The 21,481-nt window shown below is 60.7% G+C and carries 20 protein-coding genes; 15 read left to right on the top strand and 5 right to left on the bottom strand.

Annotated elements, in window-relative coordinates:
* Window positions 1-19 precede the first annotated feature (19 nt).
* Window positions 20-1,915, top strand: a complete 1,896-nt coding sequence (locus tag R3D51_08305; protein MEZ5899481.1) for a SurA N-terminal domain-containing protein — start codon at window positions 20-22, stop codon at window positions 1,913-1,915.
* Window positions 1,916-1,951: 36 nt separating this feature from the next.
* Window positions 1,952-3,562, top strand: coding sequence for an anthranilate synthase component I (gene trpE / locus R3D51_08310; protein MEZ5899482.1), 1,611 nt, complete (start codon window positions 1,952-1,954; stop codon window positions 3,560-3,562).
* Between the two features lie 31 nt (window positions 3,563-3,593).
* On the opposite strand, the gene R3D51_08315 is transcribed toward trpE, so the two are convergent.
* A complete protein-coding gene (locus tag R3D51_08315) occupies window positions 3,594-4,010 on the bottom strand; it encodes a hypothetical protein (GenBank protein ID MEZ5899483.1) in 417 nt (138 codons plus the stop codon).
* 107 nt (window positions 4,011-4,117) lie between these two features.
* On the opposite strand from R3D51_08315, the gene R3D51_08320 reads away from it, so the two are divergent.
* The 3 genes from R3D51_08320 (at window position 4,118) to trpD (ending at window position 6,442) form a co-directional block, all read left to right on the top strand.
* On the top strand, window positions 4,118-4,663 hold the full coding sequence (locus R3D51_08320) for a histidine phosphatase family protein (GenBank protein ID MEZ5899484.1): 546 nt from the start codon (window positions 4,118-4,120) through the stop codon (window positions 4,661-4,663).
* A 151-nt stretch (window positions 4,664-4,814) separates the two neighbouring features.
* Window positions 4,815-5,408: an aminodeoxychorismate/anthranilate synthase component II gene (locus R3D51_08325; GenBank protein MEZ5899485.1), complete on the top strand. Its 594-nt coding sequence runs from the start codon at window positions 4,815-4,817 to the stop codon at window positions 5,406-5,408.
* An 11-nt stretch (window positions 5,409-5,419) separates the two neighbouring features.
* Window positions 5,420-6,442, top strand: a complete 1,023-nt coding sequence (gene trpD, locus R3D51_08330) for an anthranilate phosphoribosyltransferase (GenBank protein MEZ5899486.1) — start codon at window positions 5,420-5,422, stop codon at window positions 6,440-6,442.
* 30 nt (window positions 6,443-6,472) lie between these two features.
* Here trpD and R3D51_08335 read toward each other — a convergent pair whose 3' ends face one another.
* Both R3D51_08335 and R3D51_08340 read right to left on the bottom strand, forming a co-directional pair.
* Window positions 6,473-6,988: an OsmC family protein gene (locus tag R3D51_08335; protein ID MEZ5899487.1), complete on the bottom strand. Its 516-nt coding sequence runs from the start codon at window positions 6,986-6,988 to the stop codon at window positions 6,473-6,475.
* Between the two features lie 45 nt (window positions 6,989-7,033).
* A complete protein-coding gene (locus tag R3D51_08340; GenBank protein MEZ5899488.1) occupies window positions 7,034-8,605 on the bottom strand; it encodes a peptide chain release factor 3 in 1,572 nt (523 codons plus the stop codon).
* Window positions 8,606-8,889: 284 nt separating this feature from the next.
* On the opposite strand from R3D51_08340, the gene trpC reads away from it, so the two are divergent.
* The gene (gene trpC / locus R3D51_08345) at window positions 8,890-9,678 is read left to right on the top strand and encodes an indole-3-glycerol phosphate synthase TrpC (GenBank protein ID MEZ5899489.1); all 789 of its coding nucleotides are present in this window, start codon (window positions 8,890-8,892) and stop codon (window positions 9,676-9,678) included.
* 19 nt (window positions 9,679-9,697) lie between these two features.
* Here trpC and R3D51_08350 read toward each other — a convergent pair whose 3' ends face one another.
* Window positions 9,698-10,540 (bottom strand): hypothetical protein, encoded by an 843-nt coding sequence (locus R3D51_08350; GenBank protein MEZ5899490.1) that lies wholly within the window; start codon window positions 10,538-10,540, stop codon window positions 9,698-9,700.
* Window positions 10,541-10,676: 136 nt separating this feature from the next.
* On the opposite strand from R3D51_08350, the gene moaC reads away from it, so the two are divergent.
* The 7 genes from moaC to lexA all read left to right on the top strand — a co-directional run bounded on the left by moaC (window position 10,677) and on the right by lexA (window position 15,743).
* Window positions 10,677-11,177, top strand: a complete 501-nt coding sequence (moaC, locus tag R3D51_08355) for a cyclic pyranopterin monophosphate synthase MoaC (protein MEZ5899491.1) — start codon at window positions 10,677-10,679, stop codon at window positions 11,175-11,177.
* 144 nt (window positions 11,178-11,321) lie between these two features.
* A complete protein-coding gene (locus R3D51_08360) occupies window positions 11,322-11,516 on the top strand; it encodes a hypothetical protein (GenBank protein ID MEZ5899492.1) in 195 nt (64 codons plus the stop codon).
* Window positions 11,517-11,656: 140 nt separating this feature from the next.
* The gene (locus R3D51_08365; protein MEZ5899493.1) at window positions 11,657-12,880 is read left to right on the top strand and encodes a molybdopterin molybdotransferase MoeA; all 1,224 of its coding nucleotides are present in this window, start codon (window positions 11,657-11,659) and stop codon (window positions 12,878-12,880) included.
* Window positions 12,881-12,943: 63 nt separating this feature from the next.
* Window positions 12,944-13,321 carry a hypothetical protein gene (locus R3D51_08370; protein ID MEZ5899494.1) on the top strand — a complete coding sequence of 126 codons (378 nt, stop codon included), beginning with the start codon at window positions 12,944-12,946 and terminating at the stop codon, window positions 13,319-13,321.
* 321 nt (window positions 13,322-13,642) lie between these two features.
* A complete protein-coding gene (locus R3D51_08375; GenBank protein MEZ5899495.1) occupies window positions 13,643-14,623 on the top strand; it encodes an alpha/beta fold hydrolase in 981 nt (326 codons plus the stop codon).
* A 90-nt stretch (window positions 14,624-14,713) separates the two neighbouring features.
* Window positions 14,714-14,905, top strand: a complete 192-nt coding sequence (locus R3D51_08380) for a hypothetical protein (protein ID MEZ5899496.1) — start codon at window positions 14,714-14,716, stop codon at window positions 14,903-14,905.
* A gap of 130 nt (window positions 14,906-15,035) precedes the next feature.
* Window positions 15,036-15,743 carry a transcriptional repressor LexA gene (gene lexA / locus R3D51_08385; GenBank protein ID MEZ5899497.1) on the top strand — a complete coding sequence of 236 codons (708 nt, stop codon included), beginning with the start codon at window positions 15,036-15,038 and terminating at the stop codon, window positions 15,741-15,743.
* Window positions 15,744-15,802: 59 nt separating this feature from the next.
* Here lexA and R3D51_08390 read toward each other — a convergent pair whose 3' ends face one another.
* Window positions 15,803-18,268 carry a ComEC/Rec2 family competence protein gene (locus tag R3D51_08390; protein ID MEZ5899498.1) on the bottom strand — a complete coding sequence of 822 codons (2,466 nt, stop codon included), beginning with the start codon at window positions 18,266-18,268 and terminating at the stop codon, window positions 15,803-15,805.
* 98 nt (window positions 18,269-18,366) lie between these two features.
* Between R3D51_08390 and gltX the strand changes: the two genes are divergently transcribed.
* On the top strand, window positions 18,367-19,902 hold the full coding sequence (gene gltX / locus R3D51_08395) for a glutamate--tRNA ligase (protein MEZ5899499.1): 1,536 nt from the start codon (window positions 18,367-18,369) through the stop codon (window positions 19,900-19,902).
* Window positions 19,903-20,120: 218 nt separating this feature from the next.
* The gene (gltA, locus tag R3D51_08400; protein ID MEZ5899500.1) at window positions 20,121-21,428 is read left to right on the top strand and encodes a citrate synthase; all 1,308 of its coding nucleotides are present in this window, start codon (window positions 20,121-20,123) and stop codon (window positions 21,426-21,428) included.
* The last annotated feature ends 53 nt before the right edge of the window (window positions 21,429-21,481 follow it).

The following is a 21,481-nucleotide window of genomic DNA, read 5'->3' on the forward strand; positions in this document are numbered from 1 at the left end:
CTATGGGAACCACTCCTCCATGTTAGAGGCAATGCGCCGCGGCGCCCAGACTTGGGTCGCCAAGCTGCTTTTCGGAATTCTGGTGTTCTCGTTCGCTATCTGGGGCGTCGCCGACGTCTTCCGGGGCTGGGGGCAAGGCTCGATCGCCAGCGTTGGCCGGACACCGATTACGGCGGAGGAGTTCAACCGCAGCTTCCAAAGCGAACTCGACCAGTTCTCGAAACAGGCCAACCGCCGTCTGACGCCAGCTGAGGGTCGCTCGCTTGGGATCGATCGCCGCGTTCTCAATCAGCTCGTGGGCGGCGCCGCCATCGAGCAGCACGCAAATAACCTGGGTCTGTCACTGTCCGATCAGAGCATCGTCGACATGGTCATGAACGACCCCGACTTCAAAGGCGCCGACGGCAAGTTCTCTCGCCAGGGCTTCGACGCCTTCCTGCGTCAAGTCGGCTTGAGCGAGAAGGGGTTCGTCGAGCTGCGCAAGCGCGATCAGCTGCGCACGGACATGATCGGCGCCTTCGTCACAGCCCAGACTGTTCCCAAGCCGATGCTTGAGACCATCTATGCTTATAACAACGAGAAACGCACCATCGCTTATGTGGACATCAATCCAGAGAAAGCGGTGACTGTGACCGATCCAGACGAAGCCAAGCTCAAGGAACTCTACGAGGCCGGCAAGTCGGGATACATGACCCCCGAATATCGCAAGTTCGAAATCCTGCTCCTTTCGCCTGACGATCTGAAGAAAACGATTCAGATCCCCGACAGCGATGTAAAGGCCGAATACGAGAAGACCAAGGAATCCTACGACATTCCAGAGAAGCGCCGTATTCAGCAGATCCCCTTCAAGGACAAGGCCGCAGCAGAAGCTGCCAAGAAGGCGCTCGATGCGGGAACCAAAACCTTCGGTGAAGTCGCAAAGGACGCTGGTGCACAAGACACCGACGTCGACCTTGGCCTCATCACCAAAGCGCAGCTCATCGACAAGAAGATCGCCGACGCCGCATTCTCGCTGGACAAGGATAAGATCTCCGACGTCATCGAGGGCACGTTCGCCACCGTGCTGCTGCGCGTCACGCAGATCGAGCCCGGCGTCACCAAGACTTTCGACGACGTCAAAGACGAAGTGAAGGACAAGCTGGCGACGGCCAAGGCGCAGTTGCTGGTGCAGGAAACGCGCGACCAGATCGAGGATGCGCGTAACGCCGGCAAGACGCTGAAGGAAATCGCTGAGACGATGAAGCTGACCTACAAACAGGTCGACGCAGCCGACAGCCGCGGCTTGATGCCTGATGGCAAGCCAGCCCTGCAAACGTCAGACCTGCGCAAGATCATGGCAGAGGTATTTTCGCCAGATACCGGTCTCGACCAGGAAGGGATCGACCTACCCGACAATACTTTTGCCTGGGTCAACACGATCTCCACAGACCCGCCCAAACAAAAGACCTTCGATGAGGTCAAGGACGAGGTGAAGGCGCGTTACATGTCCAACGAGCGCACCCGACTGATCAGCGAACTTGCCACCAAACTGGTCGAGCGCGTCGACAACGGCGAGCCGTTGAGCGCAATCGAAGCGGCTGCCGGCAACACGGTACAGAAAACCGATCCGGTGACGCGCACGACTATTCCGCAGGGTCTGTCGCAATCGGCGGTGGCACAGGCTTTTGCCTTGCAGAAGGGCAAGGCGGGATCGGCAGAAACACCTGATCGTCAGTCTCGCGTGGTTCTTCAGGTTGAAGACATCACGCCAGCGTCGGCCCCCAGCAAGGAGGATCTCGACAAGCTCGCCAAGGAAATCTCTCCTGAGTTGTCGAACCAGGTTCTCACCGAATACACCGAAGCCCTGAAGAAGCAACTTGGCGCCACTGTCAACGAGGCCGAGCTGCAGCGCGTGCTGGGCACGAGCGAGGAATAACAGGGAGGACCACGGGACCAAGCCGTGGCGACGCCGATGTCGAAGACGCAATCCGCTGGCTGCGCTCCCGCGGCTGGGCCCATTAGTGGTGACGGTCCCCAGCAGAGCGCGGCCAGCCCCACGTTCGAGGAGTTCGCGCGCGCCTACGGTGAGGGCAAGCCGCAAGTCGTCTACACACGCCTCGTCGCCGATCTGGAAACACCGGTTTCCGCCTATCTGAAGCTCGCCGACCGCCGTCCGATGAGTTTCCTTTTGGAATCGGTTGAAGGCGGGGCGACGCGCGGGCGGTATTCGATCATCGGTCTTGCGCCGGACATCATCTGGCGTGCCCACGGTGCGCACGCTGAGATCAATCGCAAAGCCGAGCGCGATCCAAGCGCCTTCACGCCTGAAAGCGCTCCGACGCTCGACTCGCTGCGTGCGCTGCTTGCCGAAAGCGCCATCGTACTGCCGGAGGGATTGCCTCCGATGGCAGCCGGTGTGTTTGGCTACATGGGCTACGACACGGTTCGCCAGATCGAGCACTTGCCCGAGATGACGCCCGATGCGCTCTGCGTGCCGGACGCGATCATGATCCGCCCCACGCTGATGGCCATCTTTGACAGCATCAAAGACGAAATCACCATCGTAACGCCGGTGCGGCCAGCGAACGGCGTAAGCGCGCAGGAAGCGTATGATGGCGCGCTGAAGCGTCTCAACGCCATCGTCGCGCGTCTCGATGAGCCGTTACCCCACGCGACTGCGGCGCGACTCGACACCCTGGCGATGCCCGATCCGGTCTCCAACACGAGCGAGGCGGACTATCTCGCCATGGTCGCGAAGGCAAAGGAGTACATCAAGGCCGGCGACATCTTCCAAGTCGTCCTGTCCCAACGCTTCTCCGCGCCATTCACACTGCCTTCGTTCGCACTCTATCGCGCGCTGCGGCGCCTAAATCCGTCACCGTTCCTGTTCCACCTGGACTTCGGCGACTTTTCGCTGGTGGGGTCCTCGCCTGAAATTCTGGTGCGCGTGCGCGACGGCGAAGTCACCATCCGTCCCATCGCGGGCACCATCCGCCGCGGCAGCGACGGGGCGGAGGACCGCGCCCTTGCGAGTGCGTTGCTTGCCGATCCCAAGGAACGTTCCGAGCATCTTATGCTGCTCGACCTTGGCCGCAACGATGTTGGACGGGTAGCGCAAGTCGGCACCGTATGCGTTACCGACCAGTTCGTCATCGAACGCTACAGCCACGTCATGCACATCGTGTCGAATGTCGTGGGACATCTCGACGAGAAAAATCACGACGCTATTGATGCTCTGATGGCAGGCTTTCCGGCGGGCACAGTCTCAGGCGCGCCCAAGGTCCGCGCGATGGAAATCATTGCCGAGCTGGAAAAAGCCAAGCGCGGGCCGTACGCGGGCTGCGTGGGATACTTCTCCGCCGGTGGCGAGATGGACACCTGCATCGTGCTGCGCACCGCCGTGGTGAAGGACGGCGTGCTGCACGTTCAAGCCGGCGCAGGCGTCGTGCACGACAGCATTGCTGCCAACGAGCAGCAGGAGTGCATCAACAAAGCAAAAGCGATCGTTCGCGCCGCCGAGGAGGCGGTCCGCTTCGCGGCCAAGACGAAAAAGGGTGCCAGCAACGGCGGATTGTTCGGCTGAGTGGAATAATCCGCCCTGCTGCAAAGCGCGTTCACTTCGCATTTGCTTTGGCGTCAGGACGCGCGTCCTTCCACTTCTTTCCCCATGCGCGTTGCCAGGGCGTCCAGCGCGGCGTCCAGAAGATGCTGATGCAGGCGTGCCAAACCGCATAGATCACGAACCACACCAGCACGCGGAACGGCGCTGCTCCCAGCGCGAACAACCACGGACGCACGCGGTTCCACGTTCCCGAGCCAAAACGCATCGTGCGCGCTTTCACCCACGCCCGAACCGTCTCGCGCCCGAACGCTCTCTCCGCAACGCGCACTCCGATGAAGGCAATAAGAAGAAGCGGCAGCAACAGCCACAGCATTCCCCAGACCAGATACGAAACCACCCACCACGCGAGCGAAAGCACGACGCTCAACAGCGACCACAATACTCCAACAATGGCGGAAATCGTCTCCATGGATCCTTGGCGTCTTAACCACGACAACTGGAAATCGGATAACGGTTGGCGGCGCAAACCCCTTTGTCTATGGTGCTCGCGAACAACCAGCGAAAAGCGGCTCTTCTATGCTCACGCTCGCGATCCTTCGCCATGCCAAGTCTGATTGGAACGCGCCGGTGGACGACGATTTCGACCGGCCGTTGAATGCGCGCGGGCTGAATGCGGCCCCGCTGGCCGGGCAAGCCATCGCACATATAGGGCTTAAGCCCACACTCATTTTGTGCTCATCGGCCAAACGCACACGCGAGACGCTCGATCTCGCGTTGCCGGAAATGCAGCTTGCGCCCCACATCGAGATCGTTACCGACGACAAGTTGTATTTGGCGAGCTTCATGACGCTGATTGAGGTTTTGCGCGACACACGCGACGTACACGAATGTATTCTCATCATCGGACACAATCCGGGCTTGCACGAACTCGCTGTTGCTCTGGCAGGCAAGGGCGAGACCGCAGCACTTACCGCTCTTCAGGACAACCTGCCGACTGCGGCCCTGGTGGCGATGGAGCTCAAACGCTCCCATTGGCGCGACGTGCGAAGCGGGGATGGGCGGCTGACCGCGTTCTGGACCCCAAAAAAGGGCTTCGAGGCCGGACTGCCACAGCAAGCGTAAAGCAAGCGCCCTCGTCCCTCCTCTTTCTTGCAGGGATGGTATGCAAGACTGCCCGTAAAAGGTCGCTGGAGGCTCCTGGACGTCATCAGAGTGTCACTCAGGCCATGGCCCTCCTTGACGGTACGAAGTCCGCACCCTACACCCTTTTTCCATGCTGCTACTCATCGATAACTACGACAGCTTTACCTACAATCTCGTCCATTACCTGGGCGAGCTTGGTGCTGAGAGCGTGGTCGTGCGCAACGATAAGATCACCGTCGACGAGGTGATGGCCAACAAGCCAAGGGCCATCGTGCTCTCGCCGGGACCGTGTACGCCCAACGAAGCCGGCGTCTGCCTCGACTTGATCAAAGCCGCCGGGCCGACCATCCCGTTGCTGGGCGTGTGCCTTGGCCATCAGTCGATTGGACAAAGCTACGGCGGCAAGGTAATCCGCGCGCCCCAGCCTATGCACGGCAAGCTCTCAACCATCACCAACACGGGTGAGGGCATTTTCAAAGGACTGCCGAAGTCGTTCGAGATTACGCGCTATCATTCTCTGATCGTCGAGCGCGCCACGCTGCCGGATTGCCTGAAGGTGACGGCGCAAACCGACGACGGCATCATCATGGGCCTGCAGCACAAAACGCATCCCGTGCATGGCGTGCAATTTCATCCTGAAAGCATCGCATCCCAGCAAGGCCACGCGCTGCTCGCTAATTTCCTCGCGCTTGCTGGATTTGCGCCCAAGAAACGCGCCGCCTGAGTGAGATCTTGATGCCCGCCAACCAACTCAAGCGCCTGCTGAACAGGATCGCAGACGGCGAAACCCTTACTGCCTCGGGGATGGAAGAGGCGCTTGATCTGCTGATGTCGGGCGTCGCCACGCCGGTTCAGCTCGGCGGGTTCCTGATGGCGCTGCGCGTGCGCGGTGAGACAGTTCCTGAAATCACCGGAGCGGCGCGTCTGTTGCGCGCCCGCATGACGCCGGCGGAAGCTCCGCCCAACGCGATCGATATTGTCGGGACCGGCGGCGACAGCCACGGTACGTATAACGTCTCCACCGCAGCCGCCATCGTTGCCGCTGGCGCGGGCGTTCCAGTCGCCAAACACGGCAATCGGTCAGTCTCTTCGCTTTCGGGCGCATCCGATGTTTTGCAGGCGCTCGGCGTTAAAATCGACATCGAGCCGTTGATCGTTTCGCGTTCCATAAACACGTCCGGCGTCGGCTTCCTTTGGGCCCCCATGCATCATCCGGCCATGAAACTGTGGGCGCCGATCCGTGCGGATCTTGGCATTCGCTCGATCTTCAATTTGCTGGGGCCGCTGTGCAATCCGGCCAACGTCAAGCGCCAGGTGCTCGGCGTCTATCACCGCAAGTGGCTTGAGCCCATGGCCGAAACGCTGAAGCACCTCGGCTCGGTTCATGCCTGGGTGGTGCACGGCGCCGACGGAATGGACGAGCTGACAACCACCGGCCCCTCGACCGTCGCAGAGTTGGTCGATGGAAATATCCACGTCTTCGAAATCACGCCGGAAGACGCCGGCTTGCCGCGCGCCAGCCTAGCGGAACTCAAAGGCGGCGATGCCAACGTCAACGCCGCCAAGATGCGCGCGCTCTTGTTGGGCGAAACCGGACCTTATCGCGATATCGTGCTGCTCAACACGGCTGCCGCGTTAATCGTGGCCGGCAAAGCGGCCAGCTTGGAAGATGGCGTGCGGCTCGCCGCATCCGCCATCGACAGCGGCGCCGCCGCTCGGGCACTCGACAAGCTGGTTGCCGTCACCAACGACGGCTGACGATCCCTATTGCCGCGCACGCGATCGGCCCTAAGCACCACCCATTTTCGCCGAGACTGTCACGGCCGGCGGATGAAGCAGCGTCTGGTAGACGACGCAATAGCGTTCGGCCAGCTTGATGAGCTGATCCACCTGCTCTTTCGGCGCATCGGACTTGATGTCGAAAACGAGCCGGATCGTTTGGAAGCCGACGGGGGCTGTCTTGTCCACGCCCAACGTGCCGCGAAAATCGCACTCGCCTTCGGCCGTGACGGTGGCGTGTGCGATCTCAATGCCCATCGCCGTGGCGACTGCCTTGAGCGTCACCCCGGCACACCCGACCAGGGCCTCAAGCAGCATGTCGCCGGAACATAACTCCGCGCCGGTCCCGCCTGCCGCCGGGTGCAAACCCGCAGTCGCCATTGCGCGATCAATATCAAGACGGCAGGCAACCGCGGCATCATCCAGCGTTCCGGTGGCCCGCATGGTGATCATGGCCGTAGCCGGATCCGCCTTGTATCTCTCCTTGAGCGGCGCTTGCAGCGCGCGCAACTCATTCGCGTCCATCTTGAGCACCCTTTGCGCTATGTGACGAAACTTCTGAGGTGCCCCTCACCCCGTCCGGATCGTTTTTACGTCGGTAAACTGAATGTCAGGGTTCTTGTCCGCCGCCCAGCGTAGCGAGAAGGCGCTTTCGGCAAGATAGACTTTATCGCCGTCCTGATCCTCAGCGATCTTCGACTTGTTCTTGTCGATGAACGCCTGCAATACCTTGGGATCATCAGCCGACATCCAACGCGCCACCTCGCACGGCGCGCTCTCGAATGCGATCGGCAGGCCATATTCGTTCTTCAAACGCTCGGCCAGCACGTCGAGCTGCAGGGCGCCGATGACCCCGACGATGGGCTGGGTGCCATCGACCGGCGAGAAAATCTGCACCACACCCTCTTCAGCCATCTCTATCAGGGCTTCGCGTAGCTTGCGGGCACGGATCGCATCTTCCAGCCGCACACGGCGCAGAATTTCCGGCGCGAAGTTGGGAATGCCGAGGAACGCAACGTTCTCACCCTCGGTCAGCGCGTCGCCGATGCGTAACAGCCCCCGATTGGGAATGCCCACGATATCGCCAGCATAAGCCTCCTCGGCAATCGAGCGATCTTGAGCGAAGAAGAACTGAGGCGCCTGAAGCGCCATAACCTTGCCGGTGCGAGAAACCGTCGCCTTCATACCGCGCGAAAGTTTGCCGGACGTCACGCGCATGAACGCGATGCGGTCGCGATGGTTGGGATCCATGTTCGCCTGGATCTTGAAGACGATGCCCGTCATCGCCGGCTCGTTGGCTTCGATGGTACGGTGGGCCGCGTTCTGAGCGCGCGGCGACGGTGCAAAGTTCACGAACGCATCAAGAATTTGGCGCACGCCGAAATTCTTAAGCGCAGAACCGAAGTAGACCGGCGTCAGCGTGCCATGACGAAAGGCTTCCAGATCGAACTGCCCGCACGCCCCCTGCACCAAGTCGACTTCCTCGCGCCAGCGCGCGGCTGCCTCCTCACCCATCAACTCGGTGATGGCTGGATCGTCGGGACCGGAGAGTTGGCCTAAGTCGTGCGCATCGCTGTCCATTTGGTTCACGCGCGCACGCGAAAGATCATAGGTTCCTTTGAAGTCGCGGCCTGACCCCATGGGCCACACCATAGGCGCGGTATCGAGCGCCAACACGCTGGAGATTTCGTCCAGCAATTCCAGCGGCTCGCGCGCTTCGCGGTCCATCTTGTTGATGAACGTCACGATGGGAATATCGCGCATCCGGCAGATCTCAAACAGCTTGCGCGTGCGCGCCTCGATGCCCTTGGCAGCGTCAATCACCATGATGGCGCTATCGACGGCGGTGAGCGTGCGATAGGTCTGATCGGAGAAGTCTTCGTGGCCCGGCGTGTCGAGCAGGTTCATGACCGCGCCGCCATACTCGAACGTCATCACCGATGTCACCACCGAGATGCCGCGCGAACGCTCGATGGCCATCCAGTCCGAGCGCGTGTTCTTTTTGTCGCCCTTGGCCTTCACCTGGCCAGCAAGCTGAATTGCGCCACCAAACAGCAGAAGCTTTTCAGTCAGCGTCGTCTTGCCAGCGTCAGGATGTGAAATGATTGCGAAGGTGCGCCGACGCGCGATCTCGCGTTCCATGATGGACTTGGGCGCACCACTCTGGGCGGGAGTGGCATCGGTTAAGGCGGTCTCCGCGGCCGCCGGGCCTGCGGCGGTCTGAGAATTATCGGTCACGGCTTCGAATCTCGTGTTGTATCGGGCTTGCGCGCCGTATAGCACCGCCCAAGCGGTCGGGACACCCCTTGATAGCGCCGCCGCGTCGATCCTGTGGCTTTAGGCTGTCCCGGGCTCCAGTTGCGGTCTTGACCGGCCCGAGCGGGGCCACTACCACCCAATCAGACACACATTGCCCGGCGGATCCGATGGCCGATATTCTCGAAAAGATTACCGCCTACAAGCGCGAAGAAGTGGCGCGCGCCAAAATTCTGAAGCCTCTGCGCGTCATTGCTGAGTACGCCCGCTCGGCACCGCGCGTGCGACCGTTTGCGGGTGCCATCGAGGCCAAGCTCAAGGCGCACAAACCCGCCCTCATCGCCGAGATCAAGAAGGCATCGCCCTCCAAGGGACTGATCCGCGCCGATTTTAATCCGCCCGCGCTTGCACAGGCATATGAGGCGGGTGGCGCGGCCTGTCTGTCGATCCTCACGGACACGCCATCATTTCAGGGCGCGCCCGATTATCTCATTGCAGCACGCGCAGCGACGAAATTGCCTGTGCTGCGCAAAGACTTCATGATCGATACCTACCAAGTGGCCGAGGCGCGCGCATGGGGCGCCGATTGCATTCTCATCATTCTGGCGGAGGTTGACGACGCGCTCGCCGCCGATCTCGCGGCAGCCGCCAAGGACTGGGGCATGGACGCCATTGCCGAAGTCCACGACGCCAAGGAGATGGATCGCGCCTTGAAACTCGATTGCCGTCTCATCGGAATCAACAATCGCAACCTCAAGACTTTTGACGTGACGTTGGAGACGACGGAGAAACTCGCTCCGAAAGTGCCGAACGACCGCATCGTGGTGGGCGAGAGCGGGATTTTCACGCCTGCCAATCTGGCTCGCCTTTCGAAAGTGGGCGTCCACACCTATCTCGTCGGTGAAAGCCTGATGCGTCAGGACGACGTCGCGGCAGCGACCAAGACCCTGCTCGCGTGAACATCGTCGTTACGCGAACCTAGGGCTTGGCCTCGACAGGTGTTTCGCCCATTTTTTCCGGCAGGCCGGTTTCCGCGATGGCATTCAGCCCGAGTAGAATGGCAAGCCCGACAAGCATGAAGATGAATTTCGTATTCAGGCGGCGCGCGGGCATAAAAAACAAGGCCGCAACAAGTATCGGCACTGAAATGAGCATGGCGATGAAGGTCGCACGCAGGGCGCTCGTCAGGGCCTCGGAAAACGGATCAAGAAAAACGCCGATCCTACCGCCGTAAAGCGCACTCAAAGGCACCGGCACGAGCGCGAAGAAGCAGATGGCAAACAGCGTGACACACAGCGCCACCGCGAGCTTGTCCCTGGCTGCAAGAACGACCATCAGCAAGGCCGCAACCATCACCGGACCCGTTGGGATGCCCACTCGCCAATCGATGATGAGACCTAGCGCAACAGCGGCGAGGAGACCGCCTACCGCCAGCGGATACTTGTTGTCCACGATCGTTTGCCACGAAAGGCTTGGCAACTCGTCAGACACACCCGCCTTGCGGCCCAGGTGAATCGCACGCAATGTCCCCAAGATCGCGGCCGTCAAGAACGCCATGAACGTCAATACGGGCGACCATTGCGGAGGCAGATCGATCGAAAGCCAGCCGAAGATCGTGCTCCACACCGCGTGGGTCCATGCAGACCACTTCTGCATCAAAAATGCTGCCCACTCCGACAGCGTCAGAACCTGCTTGAAATGGTCAAAAAGCGTGAGGGTGCCGCCCAGGATGCCGAGCCAGTTCAGGATCGACGATCGCATATCCTGCGGCAGCGGGACGAGTGCTAAGGCTCTAAGATGTGTTGCTTGCTCTTCCTGCATGACATCCGCCCGATTTCCGGCCCGATTTGTAACCCGCGCGCGCCCCCAGGTCATCCGACTTCCATCGCGGCGCGAAAAAGCCTAGAGGATTGTCCCTCAATGGAGGATTTTCGCCCTGGAGTGCGAGCCATCAACGATGACTAATCAATATACCAAGAAACTTTCTCATCTCGATGAAAAGGGCGCCGCGCGCATGGTGGACGTGTCGGGCAAGGACGTCACCGAGCGAACCGCGCGGGCGGAGGGATTTGTCGAGATGAAGCCGGATACGCTCGCGCTCGTTGAAACGGGCGAAGCCAAGAAAGGCGATGTGCTGGCAACCGCGCGCATTGCCGGTATCATGGCTGCAAAAAAGACCTCCGACCTCATCCCGCTTTGCCATCCGCTCGCCATCACTAAGGCGCGCGTCGACTTCACGCTTTCCCACGAGCCTTGCGGAATCCACGTCGCCGCTGAGGTGAAGGTCGCAGGCCAAACCGGCGTTGAAATGGAGGCGCTGACCGCCGTCAGCGTCGCCTGCCTCACCATTTACGACATGCTCAAAGCTGCGGATAAGGGTATGATTATTCGCGACATCGCCCTTGTCGAAAAGATGGGCGGCAAGAGTGGGCATTGGAAGGCGGCAGGAGCGCGTTAAGGATATTCGCAACGACGCTGAGGAACCCTGTCGGCATTCGGCGGTTCCCACTACATTCAACCCCCATCGCCACCTTAAGAGCTGCGAATGCGCTCACGCGATGGCTATAACAAAAAAGACAAGAAGATAGATCCGGGAGACACCATGGCTGACGAAGCAGACCTTATCGAATTGGACCGGCGAATCGCGGCTGTGCGCGAGAACCTGCGCACGCTGGTCGAACAGGCGGCCGCCTATTCGGGCGCGGCAGACGAATCCCGGACGGCCGATCGCATCGCCGATCAGGAAGCTCTGTTGGCCGATCTTGTCAAACAGCGCGATGCGCTGGCCAAGAGTTGAACGCAGGCCAAATACACGGGCCCCAGAAACACTGGCCCACAGAAACACTGGCCCACAGGCAGCCCAAGCCATAATCGGAATAAGGCGGATGCTGGCAACGACGAAAAAGTCAGCTAATCTGTGCCATCATGACATCGACCGTGACCGTGCCCCCAGCCAGCAAATCCGCAACGCTATCCGCCGATGAGGCGCTTGCCTGCATCCTCGACGGGGTGGCTGTGCTCGGTCCCGAACAGGTTGGGCTGTTCGATGCTGCCGGGCGCACCTTGGCGCACGATCTGGCGGCGGCCCTGACAAATCCGCCCTTTGATGCCTCATCAATGGACGGTTACGCGGTGCGCGCGGCTGATCTTGGCGCGAACGCACCAACCCTGAAAGTCATCGGCGAAAGCGCCGCCGGATGGCCGTTCGCGGGAAGTGTGCGCCCTGGCGAAGCGGTGCGAATTTTTACCGGCGCGGCGATACCCGATGGCGCCGACACCGTCGTCATTCAAGAAGTTACTTCGGCAAGCGGAGAAACCGTCACCATTCTGGAAAGCCCGCGCAACGGCGCTAACCTGCGTTGGCGCGGCGACGACTTCCACGAAGGCGACACAGTCATTACCGCTGGCACACGCCTTACACCACGCCATCTCCTGCTGGCGGCCTCAGCGGGTCATGCCATGCTGGCCACGGTGCGCCGTCCCGTGGTTGCCATTCTCGCCACCGGTGACGAACTCGTCGAACCTTCCGATCGCCCGATGGCAGGGCAGATCGTAGCGTCGAACACCTACGGCCTCGCTGCCATGGTCGCAGCAGCGGGCGGCGATCCGCGCCCCATCGGCATTGCGCGTGACGACGTGGACGATCTGGCGATGAAATTTGCCGAAGCGGCCGATGCCGATGTGCTTGTGACAACCGGGGGCGCCTCTGTCGGCGATCACGATCTTGTCCGACCCGCGCTTGAAGCGTGGGGCGCCTCTCTCGATTTCTACAAGATCGCCATGAGACCCGGAAAACCGGTGTTCTTCGGTCGCAAGGGCGCAACACGCGTGCTGGGTCTGCCGGGCAATCCGCTATCGGTGATGATCGGCGGGCGCGTCTTTTTGATCCCGTTGATTGCTCGTCTTCTCGGACGGCGGGATACGCTTGCCCCCGTTCCAGCACGGCTGGCAAAACCGTTGCCTGCAAACGGGCCACGCGAGCACTACATGCGCGCCGTCCTCGACACCTCCAAAGCGCACCCGCAGGTAACCCCCCTTGAGAGCCAGGACAGCGCCTTCGTGCGGGCGCTCACCATGTCCAACTGCCTCGCCGTCATCCCGGCTAATTCGCCCGCGCTCCCCGAGGGCACCACCGTCAACGTGCTTCCCTTTGATTTCTGACGAGCTTTTCCGTTTGCAGCGATTCCGTTATAGAAATGGCCGCGCAAGAGGAACCGGCCCGGAATGAAGTTGTCTCCCGCACGCTATATCTCGATCCTCGGAACCGAGGTGCATGCTGCGGTCACGACAGCGGCCGAGGGCAAGAGCGCCTTGAAGGAAATCCGGCAAAAGAAAAACGAGTTCGGCCTCAAGCGTCGCGCGTTGATGTACCAACAAAAAAAGGCCAAAGTCGCCGCGGAAAAAGCAGAAGGCGGTCGCACCACTCGAAGCAAATCCGGTGTTTTTGCCGCCGTTCGTCGCCTTTTCGGCAAGGTCCAGGCCCGCGCGCCAAAGCGATCCATCGCTGAGCTTGAAAGCCAGATCCACGATATCGATGAAATCCTGTTCAATCTCGATTCATGCAAGGTACAGATCGAGGGCAAACTTCTCAGTTTGAGCTGAAGTCGCGGGGCAAGAAGGCCCACTCAATCGGCGCCAGACGCGGCCTTGGGCATCAACAGCGACATTTTTGATACGCCTCTTGGAACGACTTTCGCTGGCGACGTAAGGAGCCCTTCCACCGCGTTCCTACAAAAGCTAGAAGCCTTAAGAATTCGGTTGTTTAAGGCGCCAATGGCATATCGACGAATAAGTCTTTTGCTGGCAGCAGGCCTGCTGCTTCTTGTTGGATGCGCGCCGCGCCCGCCAGACCGTGTTCTATGGCCAGCTGCGCACAATCCTTCCTACACCGCCAAGGCCAACCTACTGGTTGCGACCACCCGCATGCGTGGCAAGCCGGACGACCCTTCGGCCATGTCCGCAGACCGCTCCGATCGGCTCAACTACGAAGCTCTGCAAGTCTCGATTCCACGCGACCACGAGCTCGGCAAAGTCGAATGGCCTGATACCGGCCCCGCCGACCCCGCCATGAACTTCATGACCACGGACCGCGAGGCCCTGGATGAGCAGCAGTTCATTGCGCGCATCCGACAGCGCGCCCGCAGCGGCGGCCCCGAAGCCGGCGCGGTGCTCGTGTTCGTGCATGGCTATAACAATCTCTATCAGGAGAGTGTCTACCGGTTCGCGCAGATCTTGCATGATGGCAACATCGAACAGACGGGCGTGCTGTTCTCATGGCCTTCACGCGGCAAGACGCAGCTCTATCTCGCCGACCGCGAGTCGACCGAATACTCCCGCGACTATCTGGAACACGCGCTGCTCGAGATCGCCGCCATTCCCGAGGTCCATGAAATCAACCTGCTGGCCCACTCCATGGGTAACTGGCTCGCGGTTGAGGCGTTGCGGCAGGCCAAAATGAAGGGGCATGGCGACTTCGGTGGCAAACTCAACAACGTGGTGCTTGCCTCGCCGGACATCGACGTCGACGTGTTCCGCACACAGCTCGACGTTATCGGTCATCTTCGCAAGCCTGTCACCGTGATGGTCTCGGGCGATGACAAGGCTCTGAGCGTGTCCACCTTGCTCGCTGGCGACGTCAAGCGCGTCGGCATCGTGTCCGCCTCCGACCCGCGCGTCATCGCCGCTGCTGCCCATTACAACGTGCGCGTCATCGACTTGAGCAATATCCAGTCCGGCGACCCGCTCAACCATGACAAGTTCGCCGAATCGGGGGCTGTAATCTCGGCGATCGGCCGCGGTTTGGCGTCGGAAGAAGTCGGCAAGGCCGGCATCATCGACGCTGCCCAGCAACTCAGCAAATCCATTCTTTCCGTACCCGCCTCCATTGTTGAGCCAAATCAATAGATAGGCGCAAGGCAGAGGCCGCCTTCTCCCAAAACTGATTTTCGAGACGTTCCCGATCGTGACGTCATAAGCCTGCAGAGGACGTACCCTATGTCTGATCACGGCCACTCAATTCGCGGCACCCAGAATCGGCGGACCACGGCACATGCCTTGTCTGCAATCCTCGCCGTTCTAGTTGTTCCTCTGATTGCCGGCTGCAGCGGCAATATGCCGACCAACAACGATCCCATCCCGCCCGATCAAGATCCCTACGAGCGCACTGGCGACCGGATCGGAAAATAGCTCCGGGGCGGCCTTGCGGAACGATTAAGGAACGTGTAGGGTACATTCGTGATTTGCACCAGCAAGCACGCTGTAGCCGCCGGCTCTTAATGCGTTGGCGTGGCGTGTGAAATGCCAACAAGGACGCCCGATGCTGACTGAGAAACAAAAAGAGCTGCTCTTGTTCATCCATGAACGCATGCAAGAGCGCGGCGTGCCGCCTTCGTTCGATGAGATGAAGGACGCTCTGGATCTCAAGTCGAAGTCGGGCATTCACCGCCTTATCACGGCCCTTGTCGAGCGTGGCTTCATCCGCCGCCTGCCGCACCGCGCGCGCGCCATCGAGGTCATCAAGTTACCTGAGAACGAGACGATGGCGGCCCAGAAGCGCGGCTTTCAACCTAGCGTCATTGAAGGTTCGGGGCCCCCAAAGCCAAATGTTGCCGCACCGCCTGCCTCGCTCATCATCGATTCCCGGACCGTATCTGTGCCGGTCATGGGTCGGATCGCGGCGGGCACGCCTATTTCCGCAATCCAGAACCATACCCATGACATCGCCGTTCCACCCGATCTGCTCACAAACGGGGAGCACTTCGCCCTTGAGGTGAAAGGCGATTCCATGATCGAGGCCGGCATTCACGACGGCGATACGGTCATTATCCGCCGCTGCGACAGCGCCGAGAATGGCGATATCGTCGTGGCTCTGGTCGAAAAGGAAGAGGCAACCTTGAAGCGTTTGCGCAAGAAGGGTTCCACGATCGCTCTTGAGGCGGCCAACCCTGAGTTCAAGACGCGCATTTTCGGACCTGATCAGGTCGATATCCAAGGCCGTCTCGTCGGCCTTCTGCGCCGCTATTGAGCAACCTGGATTAGACCCCGCTTCGGTAGCGAGCTGCATTACGGGGCGGCGTGGCCAACTCAGTCGTTTGAGGGCTCCAACGGGTCGAAGCTTAGTTCTTCCTGATCCTCGCTGCCGTCGTCATCCTCAATCTCCGGACGCGGCGGCAATGGGGAAAGCCATTCCGGGCGCTTCGCATAGTGCGGCAGGCGCTGCGCTCGCCGCTTCTCGACCGCACGATCCGTCGAAGACTTTTCTGGCATTGCGACACTGGGCGCGCCCGAAATTGCCTGTTTAATCCTCGGAATCGGCGCTTGGTCTTTCCGCGCCACCGGACTGCGTCTTTGCGACCATGGCCGTTCGCCGCGGTGAAGCGCGACAGTGTCGATACGCAGGACGGATCGCTTGTGCGCGGAAGCCGGTTGCAGGCCGACTTCCAACGTGTCCGCGAAGCCAGGATCGGCGCTGCCTTCTCGGCCATCCTCCAGATAGAGCGCGACAGTGCCCTGTCTCCAAACGTCGAAGAAATCGATGACCGTTCCGCGTGCCGGACATCCCCGCTTCGGCCTGGGCACGTTGAGCACGACGATATCGGCGTTGGCACAGTCGTCGCCGATCGCCGAGGGATGACGGGCCACAGCAAGCCGCATCCCCTTAAGCCGCGCAACACAGCCGATGCTGTCACATTTGAACGCTTGGGCATTAGCGGCCTCGCGCGCCGTGCGCTTGTCGCCATCGTGCTCCAGCCACCGGCTGAGCTCGAATTTGGCGCGACGCGCAGGCAGAGCGGAAAGCGCGCCGTCCTCACCGCGCACCGCGACCAGTTCTCCCCCGCGTGCAATGAGAATATCGGGCTTGGGCAACGTAGGAGCCAGAAGCAAGCCGCCAATGGCAAGGCCGACGCCCAGCGCTCGCGCCGGACCGCGCCAGATGATCAGCCATAGTCCGCCTGCTACGATCAGCATGAAAGCCTGGGTGGGTATCGCCGGCACGCGCGCGACTGCACCGGGTAGCTTGGCAACCAAACCTGCGCACCACGTCATGGTGTCGATCCCAGCGCCCATAGGCACCAGAGCGACGGCCTCAAGGCCAAGCGGCATCAACAGCAGCGCCGCAAGGGCTGCCGGCATCACGACGAAATTGCATATCGGGATCGCCAACAGATTGGCGATCACGGCGTACTGCTGGCTTTGGTGAAAATGGTAGGCGGCGAATGGGGCAACGGCAAAGCTTGCGACGAGCGTGGACAGCACGATGCCGCCAAAGAACATCGCAACATGCAGAATGGGATGCGCCTCGCCTGGATTTGCAAAGCGGTTACGCACGCCCTCGTAGGCCGCAATGAGGCCAGTGACGGCGGCAAAAGACATTTGAAATCCCGGATCGAACAGGCTCTCTGGGAAGACCAGCAATATGATGAAGGCGGCAAGCGCGACGTTTCGCAAGGCAAGCGCGGGGCGATCGAGTAGAACCGCTAGGAACATGATTATGATCTGGACCGCACTGCGCACGGTCGCGAATGCACCGCCCGAAATAGCCAGATATGCAAGTGCTCCGGCGATGCCAGCGACAGCCGCCCATTTCTTGATGGGATAGCGCAAGGCTATTCCGGGAACGGCCGCAAGCAACAACCGGACGCTGAAGAACACTGCACCAGCCATGATCACCATGTGCAGGCCCGAGATAGAAAGTATGTGAAACAGCCCGGCGTTCCGGTACGCATCGTTGGTGGCTTGCGATATGCCGCCGCGTTCGCCTGTGATCAGGGCTGCGGCGATCGCTCCCGTCTCGGTGGGCAACACGGCTCTGATACGCGTGTTGAGAGCGCCACGTACATCCTCGATGATTTCATTGTAGCGCGCCGACCAATCCGGTGCTGGCGCGGAGGGAAGAATTTCAACTGGCGAATAGGTATAGCCGACACCCCCCAGCTGCTCGAACCAAGCGGCACGTGCAAAGTCGAAGCCACCGGGAATGGCGGGGCTCGCAGGTGGAGACAGTGTTGCTTTCAGGCGAACGCGCACGCCTGACGTGAGCGCTCGGACGTCCGAGCCGCTTCTTGTGCGCAGCGTGCGCACCCGCACACGATCTGGCCGTGCGTCTGCACTAAGTCCGCCAAGCGCCTCGACGCGGATTGTAATGCGCTCTCCGCGCGGCTCTTTAGGTTCGACGCGCTCGACGCGCCCGACAACTTCCACATTATTGAGCTGCTTCAGCAGCACCGGCGCGCGGACATATTCGACGCGCAGCTTTGCTGAAAGGAACCCCACGCTCGACAGCAGCAGACCAACGGCAAGTGAGGCGGCCAGGGTTCCGCGTGACAAAGCCATAAGCAGACATACGACGAGCACCGATGGCGCCAGAGCCGTTATGAGTTGTGGCTCCAAGGGCAACGCAAAGTACGTGGCGATCCCGGCTCCGAGCCAGACCGGGGCCCACAGAAAGAAGCGGGGACGTTCCGCGTCGAGCGCGACACGAAAAGCCGCCAATGGCGGGATTTGGGGCGCGGGCGCAGTCGCAGCGTCGATCTCCCCCGGCATACTCATTGCACTACGCTAAAAGCGCGCCCCTTTGCGTCACCCCTTCAAGCCATGCTACACGGGTTTCCGACATCCCGCATCGCTAACCAACATAAAAGGTCCTTATGTCCGAGGCCTCTAAAAAAGCCGCGCCAACGGTGCGTTTTGCTCCCTCGCCCACCGGCTATCTTCATATCGGCGGCGCACGAACCGCTTTGTTCAATTGGCTTTACGCCAAAGGACGAGGCGGAAAGTTTTTGCTGCGCATCGAAGACACCGACCGGGAACGCAACAACGAGGCGGCGGTGGACGCAATCCTCGATGGCCTCAAATGGCTGGGGCTTGATTGGGACGGGGATGCGGTATCGCAATTCGCACGCGCCGACCGTCATCGCGAGGTGGCACACGAGCTGCTCAAACGCGGGGCAGCGTATCATTGCTATGCCTCTCCGGAGGAGATCAATGCCGCGCGGGAGGCGGCGAAAGCCGAGGGCCGCCCGCAGATTTATCTGTCACCTTGGCGCGATCGCGATCCGAAGGACGCGCCCAAGGACGTAAAACCGACGGTTCGTCTCAAGGCGCCCCGCGATGGCGAGACGGTCGTTGACGATCATGTCCAAGGACATGTGACGTTTCCGAACAAGGATCTCGACGATCTCATCATCCTGCGTTCGGACGGCAACCCGACCTACAATCTCGCTGTCGTCGTAGATGACCACGACATGGGCATCACGCATGTCATTCGCGGGGTCGATCATTTGACCAATACCGCACGCCAGACCCAAATCTACAACGCCATGGGATGGAGTGTGCCGGACTTTGCGCATGTGCCGCTCATTCACGGTGCGGATGGGGCCAAGCTGTCCAAGCGCCACGGTGCGCAGGGCGTGGAGGACTATCGCTCCATGGGCTATTTGCCGATCGCGCTGCGCAACTATCTGGTGCGGCTGGGATGGAGCCATGGAGACGATGAGATCATGTCGACGGACCAGCTTGTTGCGTGGTTCGACATCGACGACATCAACAAAAGCGCGGCGCGCTTCGACTTCAAGAAGCTCGACGATCTCAATGGTCATTATATACGCCGCTCAGACGATGCGGAGCTGATGGCGCGTATCAAGGATATGCTCCCTCACCTCGACTTCGATGCTCTTCGCTCGTTGGAGATCGATCCCAAGGCTCCGCCGCGCGCCGACGTTGCACTTGCTGGCGAAGTCGCAGCACAGCTTTCTGGCGTTTCTCGTGGCCAAGAGCTGGCCGCTCGGTTTGAATTGGTGGGCTGGGACAAGCTCGCAGCCGCCCTTCCCTCACTCAAGGAGCGAGCCAAGACACTTGCCGAGTTGATCCAGGGTGCGCTCTATCTGGTCGCCACCCGGCCGCTAAAGCCCGACGCAAAAGCCGCAAAGCTGATCGACGCCGAGGCCAAGGCAACACTTGCGGCCTTGCTGACCCGTTTCCAGGACGCCCCGGCTTGGACCGCGGTGGAGCTTGAGGCCATTGTGCGAACTTACGCTGAAGAGACGGGCGCAAAGCTTGGGAAAGTTGCCCAGCCCTTGCGTGCGGCACTCACCGGGCGCAGCGTGTCGCCGCCAGTCTTCGACGTAATGGCCGTCCTAGGCCCTCAGGAAGCCGTTGCACGCATATCTGACAGCCTAAAGTGACAGAGGCGGGGCTAGGTTAAGGGGTTTTGCGTACCCCACCCGCCTAACGATGATATTGCCGCACTGCAAAATGTGGAATAAACGTCAATAAATTCCCGTGCTCCAAAGGTTGCGCGGGAAACCCCCAAGAGGCTGCCGCCCGGCCGCCATTGCGGCGCAACACGCGCTGCATCTCATCAAGATCGCCGCCTTTGAGCGGCCAGTTCGGGAGACCACGGATGGACGCACACAACGACAAGCCCGCAACTGAACTTCCCACCGCCCACCTCACCGCAGGTGGCAAAAACGTAGACTTGGAAATGCGATCCGGCACCATCGGTCCTGATGTGATCGACGTCGGCAGCCTCTACCGCCATACGGGGTGCTTCACGTACGATCCAGGCTTTACATCGACAGCGAACTGCGCGAGCAAAATCACATTCATCGACGGCGATAAGGGCGAGCTGCTCTATCGTGGTTATCCCATCGAGCAGCTCGCGGAGAACACCAGCTTCCTCTCGGTGTGCCATCTGCTGCTCTACGGGGAGCTGCCGACCAACGCCGAGTTCATCAACTTCCGCCGCACCATCACCAACCACACGATGGTGCACGAGCAGATGACCCGCTTCTTTACCGGCTACCGCCGCGACGCCCACCCTATGGCGGTTATGGTCGGAACGGTCGGCGCGCTTTCGGCTTTCTACCACGACTCCACCGACATCAACGATCCGCGCCAGCGCGAGATCGCCTCGCACCGCATGATCGCGAAGATGCCGACTATCGCGGCCATGGCCTACAAGTACTCGATGGGCCATCCCTTCATCTATCCTCGCAACGATTTGGACTACACATCGAACTTCCTGCAGATGTGCTTTGCCGTGCCGTGCGAGCCCTACATCGTCAATCCCGTGCTGTCTCGCGCGCTTGATCGTATCTTCATCCTGCACGCCGACCATGAACAGAACGCCTCCACATCGACGGTGCGTCTCGCAGGCTCATCGGGCGCAAACCCGTTCGCCTGCATCGCGGCCGGCATCGCTTGCCTGTGGGGCCCAGCGCACGGCGGCGCTAACGAAGCAGCCCTCAACATGCTTCAGGAGATCGGCTCGGTCGATCGCATCCCCGAGTACATCGAAAAGGCCAAGGACAAGACTTCCGGCTTCCGCCTGATGGGCTTTGGACATCGCGTCTACAAGAACTACGACCCGCGCGCGAAGGTCATGCAGAAGACCTGCCACGAGGTTCTCGACGCCGTTGGCTCGAAGCACGATCCGCTGCTCAAGGTGGCAATGGAGTTGGAGCGCATCGCGCTGCAGGACGAGTACTTCGTCGAAAAGAAGCTCTACCCCAACATCGACTTCTATTCCGGCATCACGCTGCGCGCGATGGGCTTCCCGGTTTCTATGTTCACTGCGCTCTTCGCCGTCGCACGCACGGTCGGCTGGATCGCGCAGTGGAAGGAAATGATCGAAGATCCGGAGCAGCGCATCGGGCGTCCGCGCCAGCTTTATGTCGGCCATCCGCGCCGTGACTTCCCGGCCGAATAAGAGACGCCTTCACGCGATCCAGAAAATCGAAGGGCTCGGCTTCATGCCGGGCC

Source organism: Hyphomicrobiaceae bacterium (assembly GCA_041397645.1).
Classification (GTDB): Bacteria; Pseudomonadota; Alphaproteobacteria; order Rhizobiales; family Hyphomicrobiaceae; genus Hyphomicrobium_B.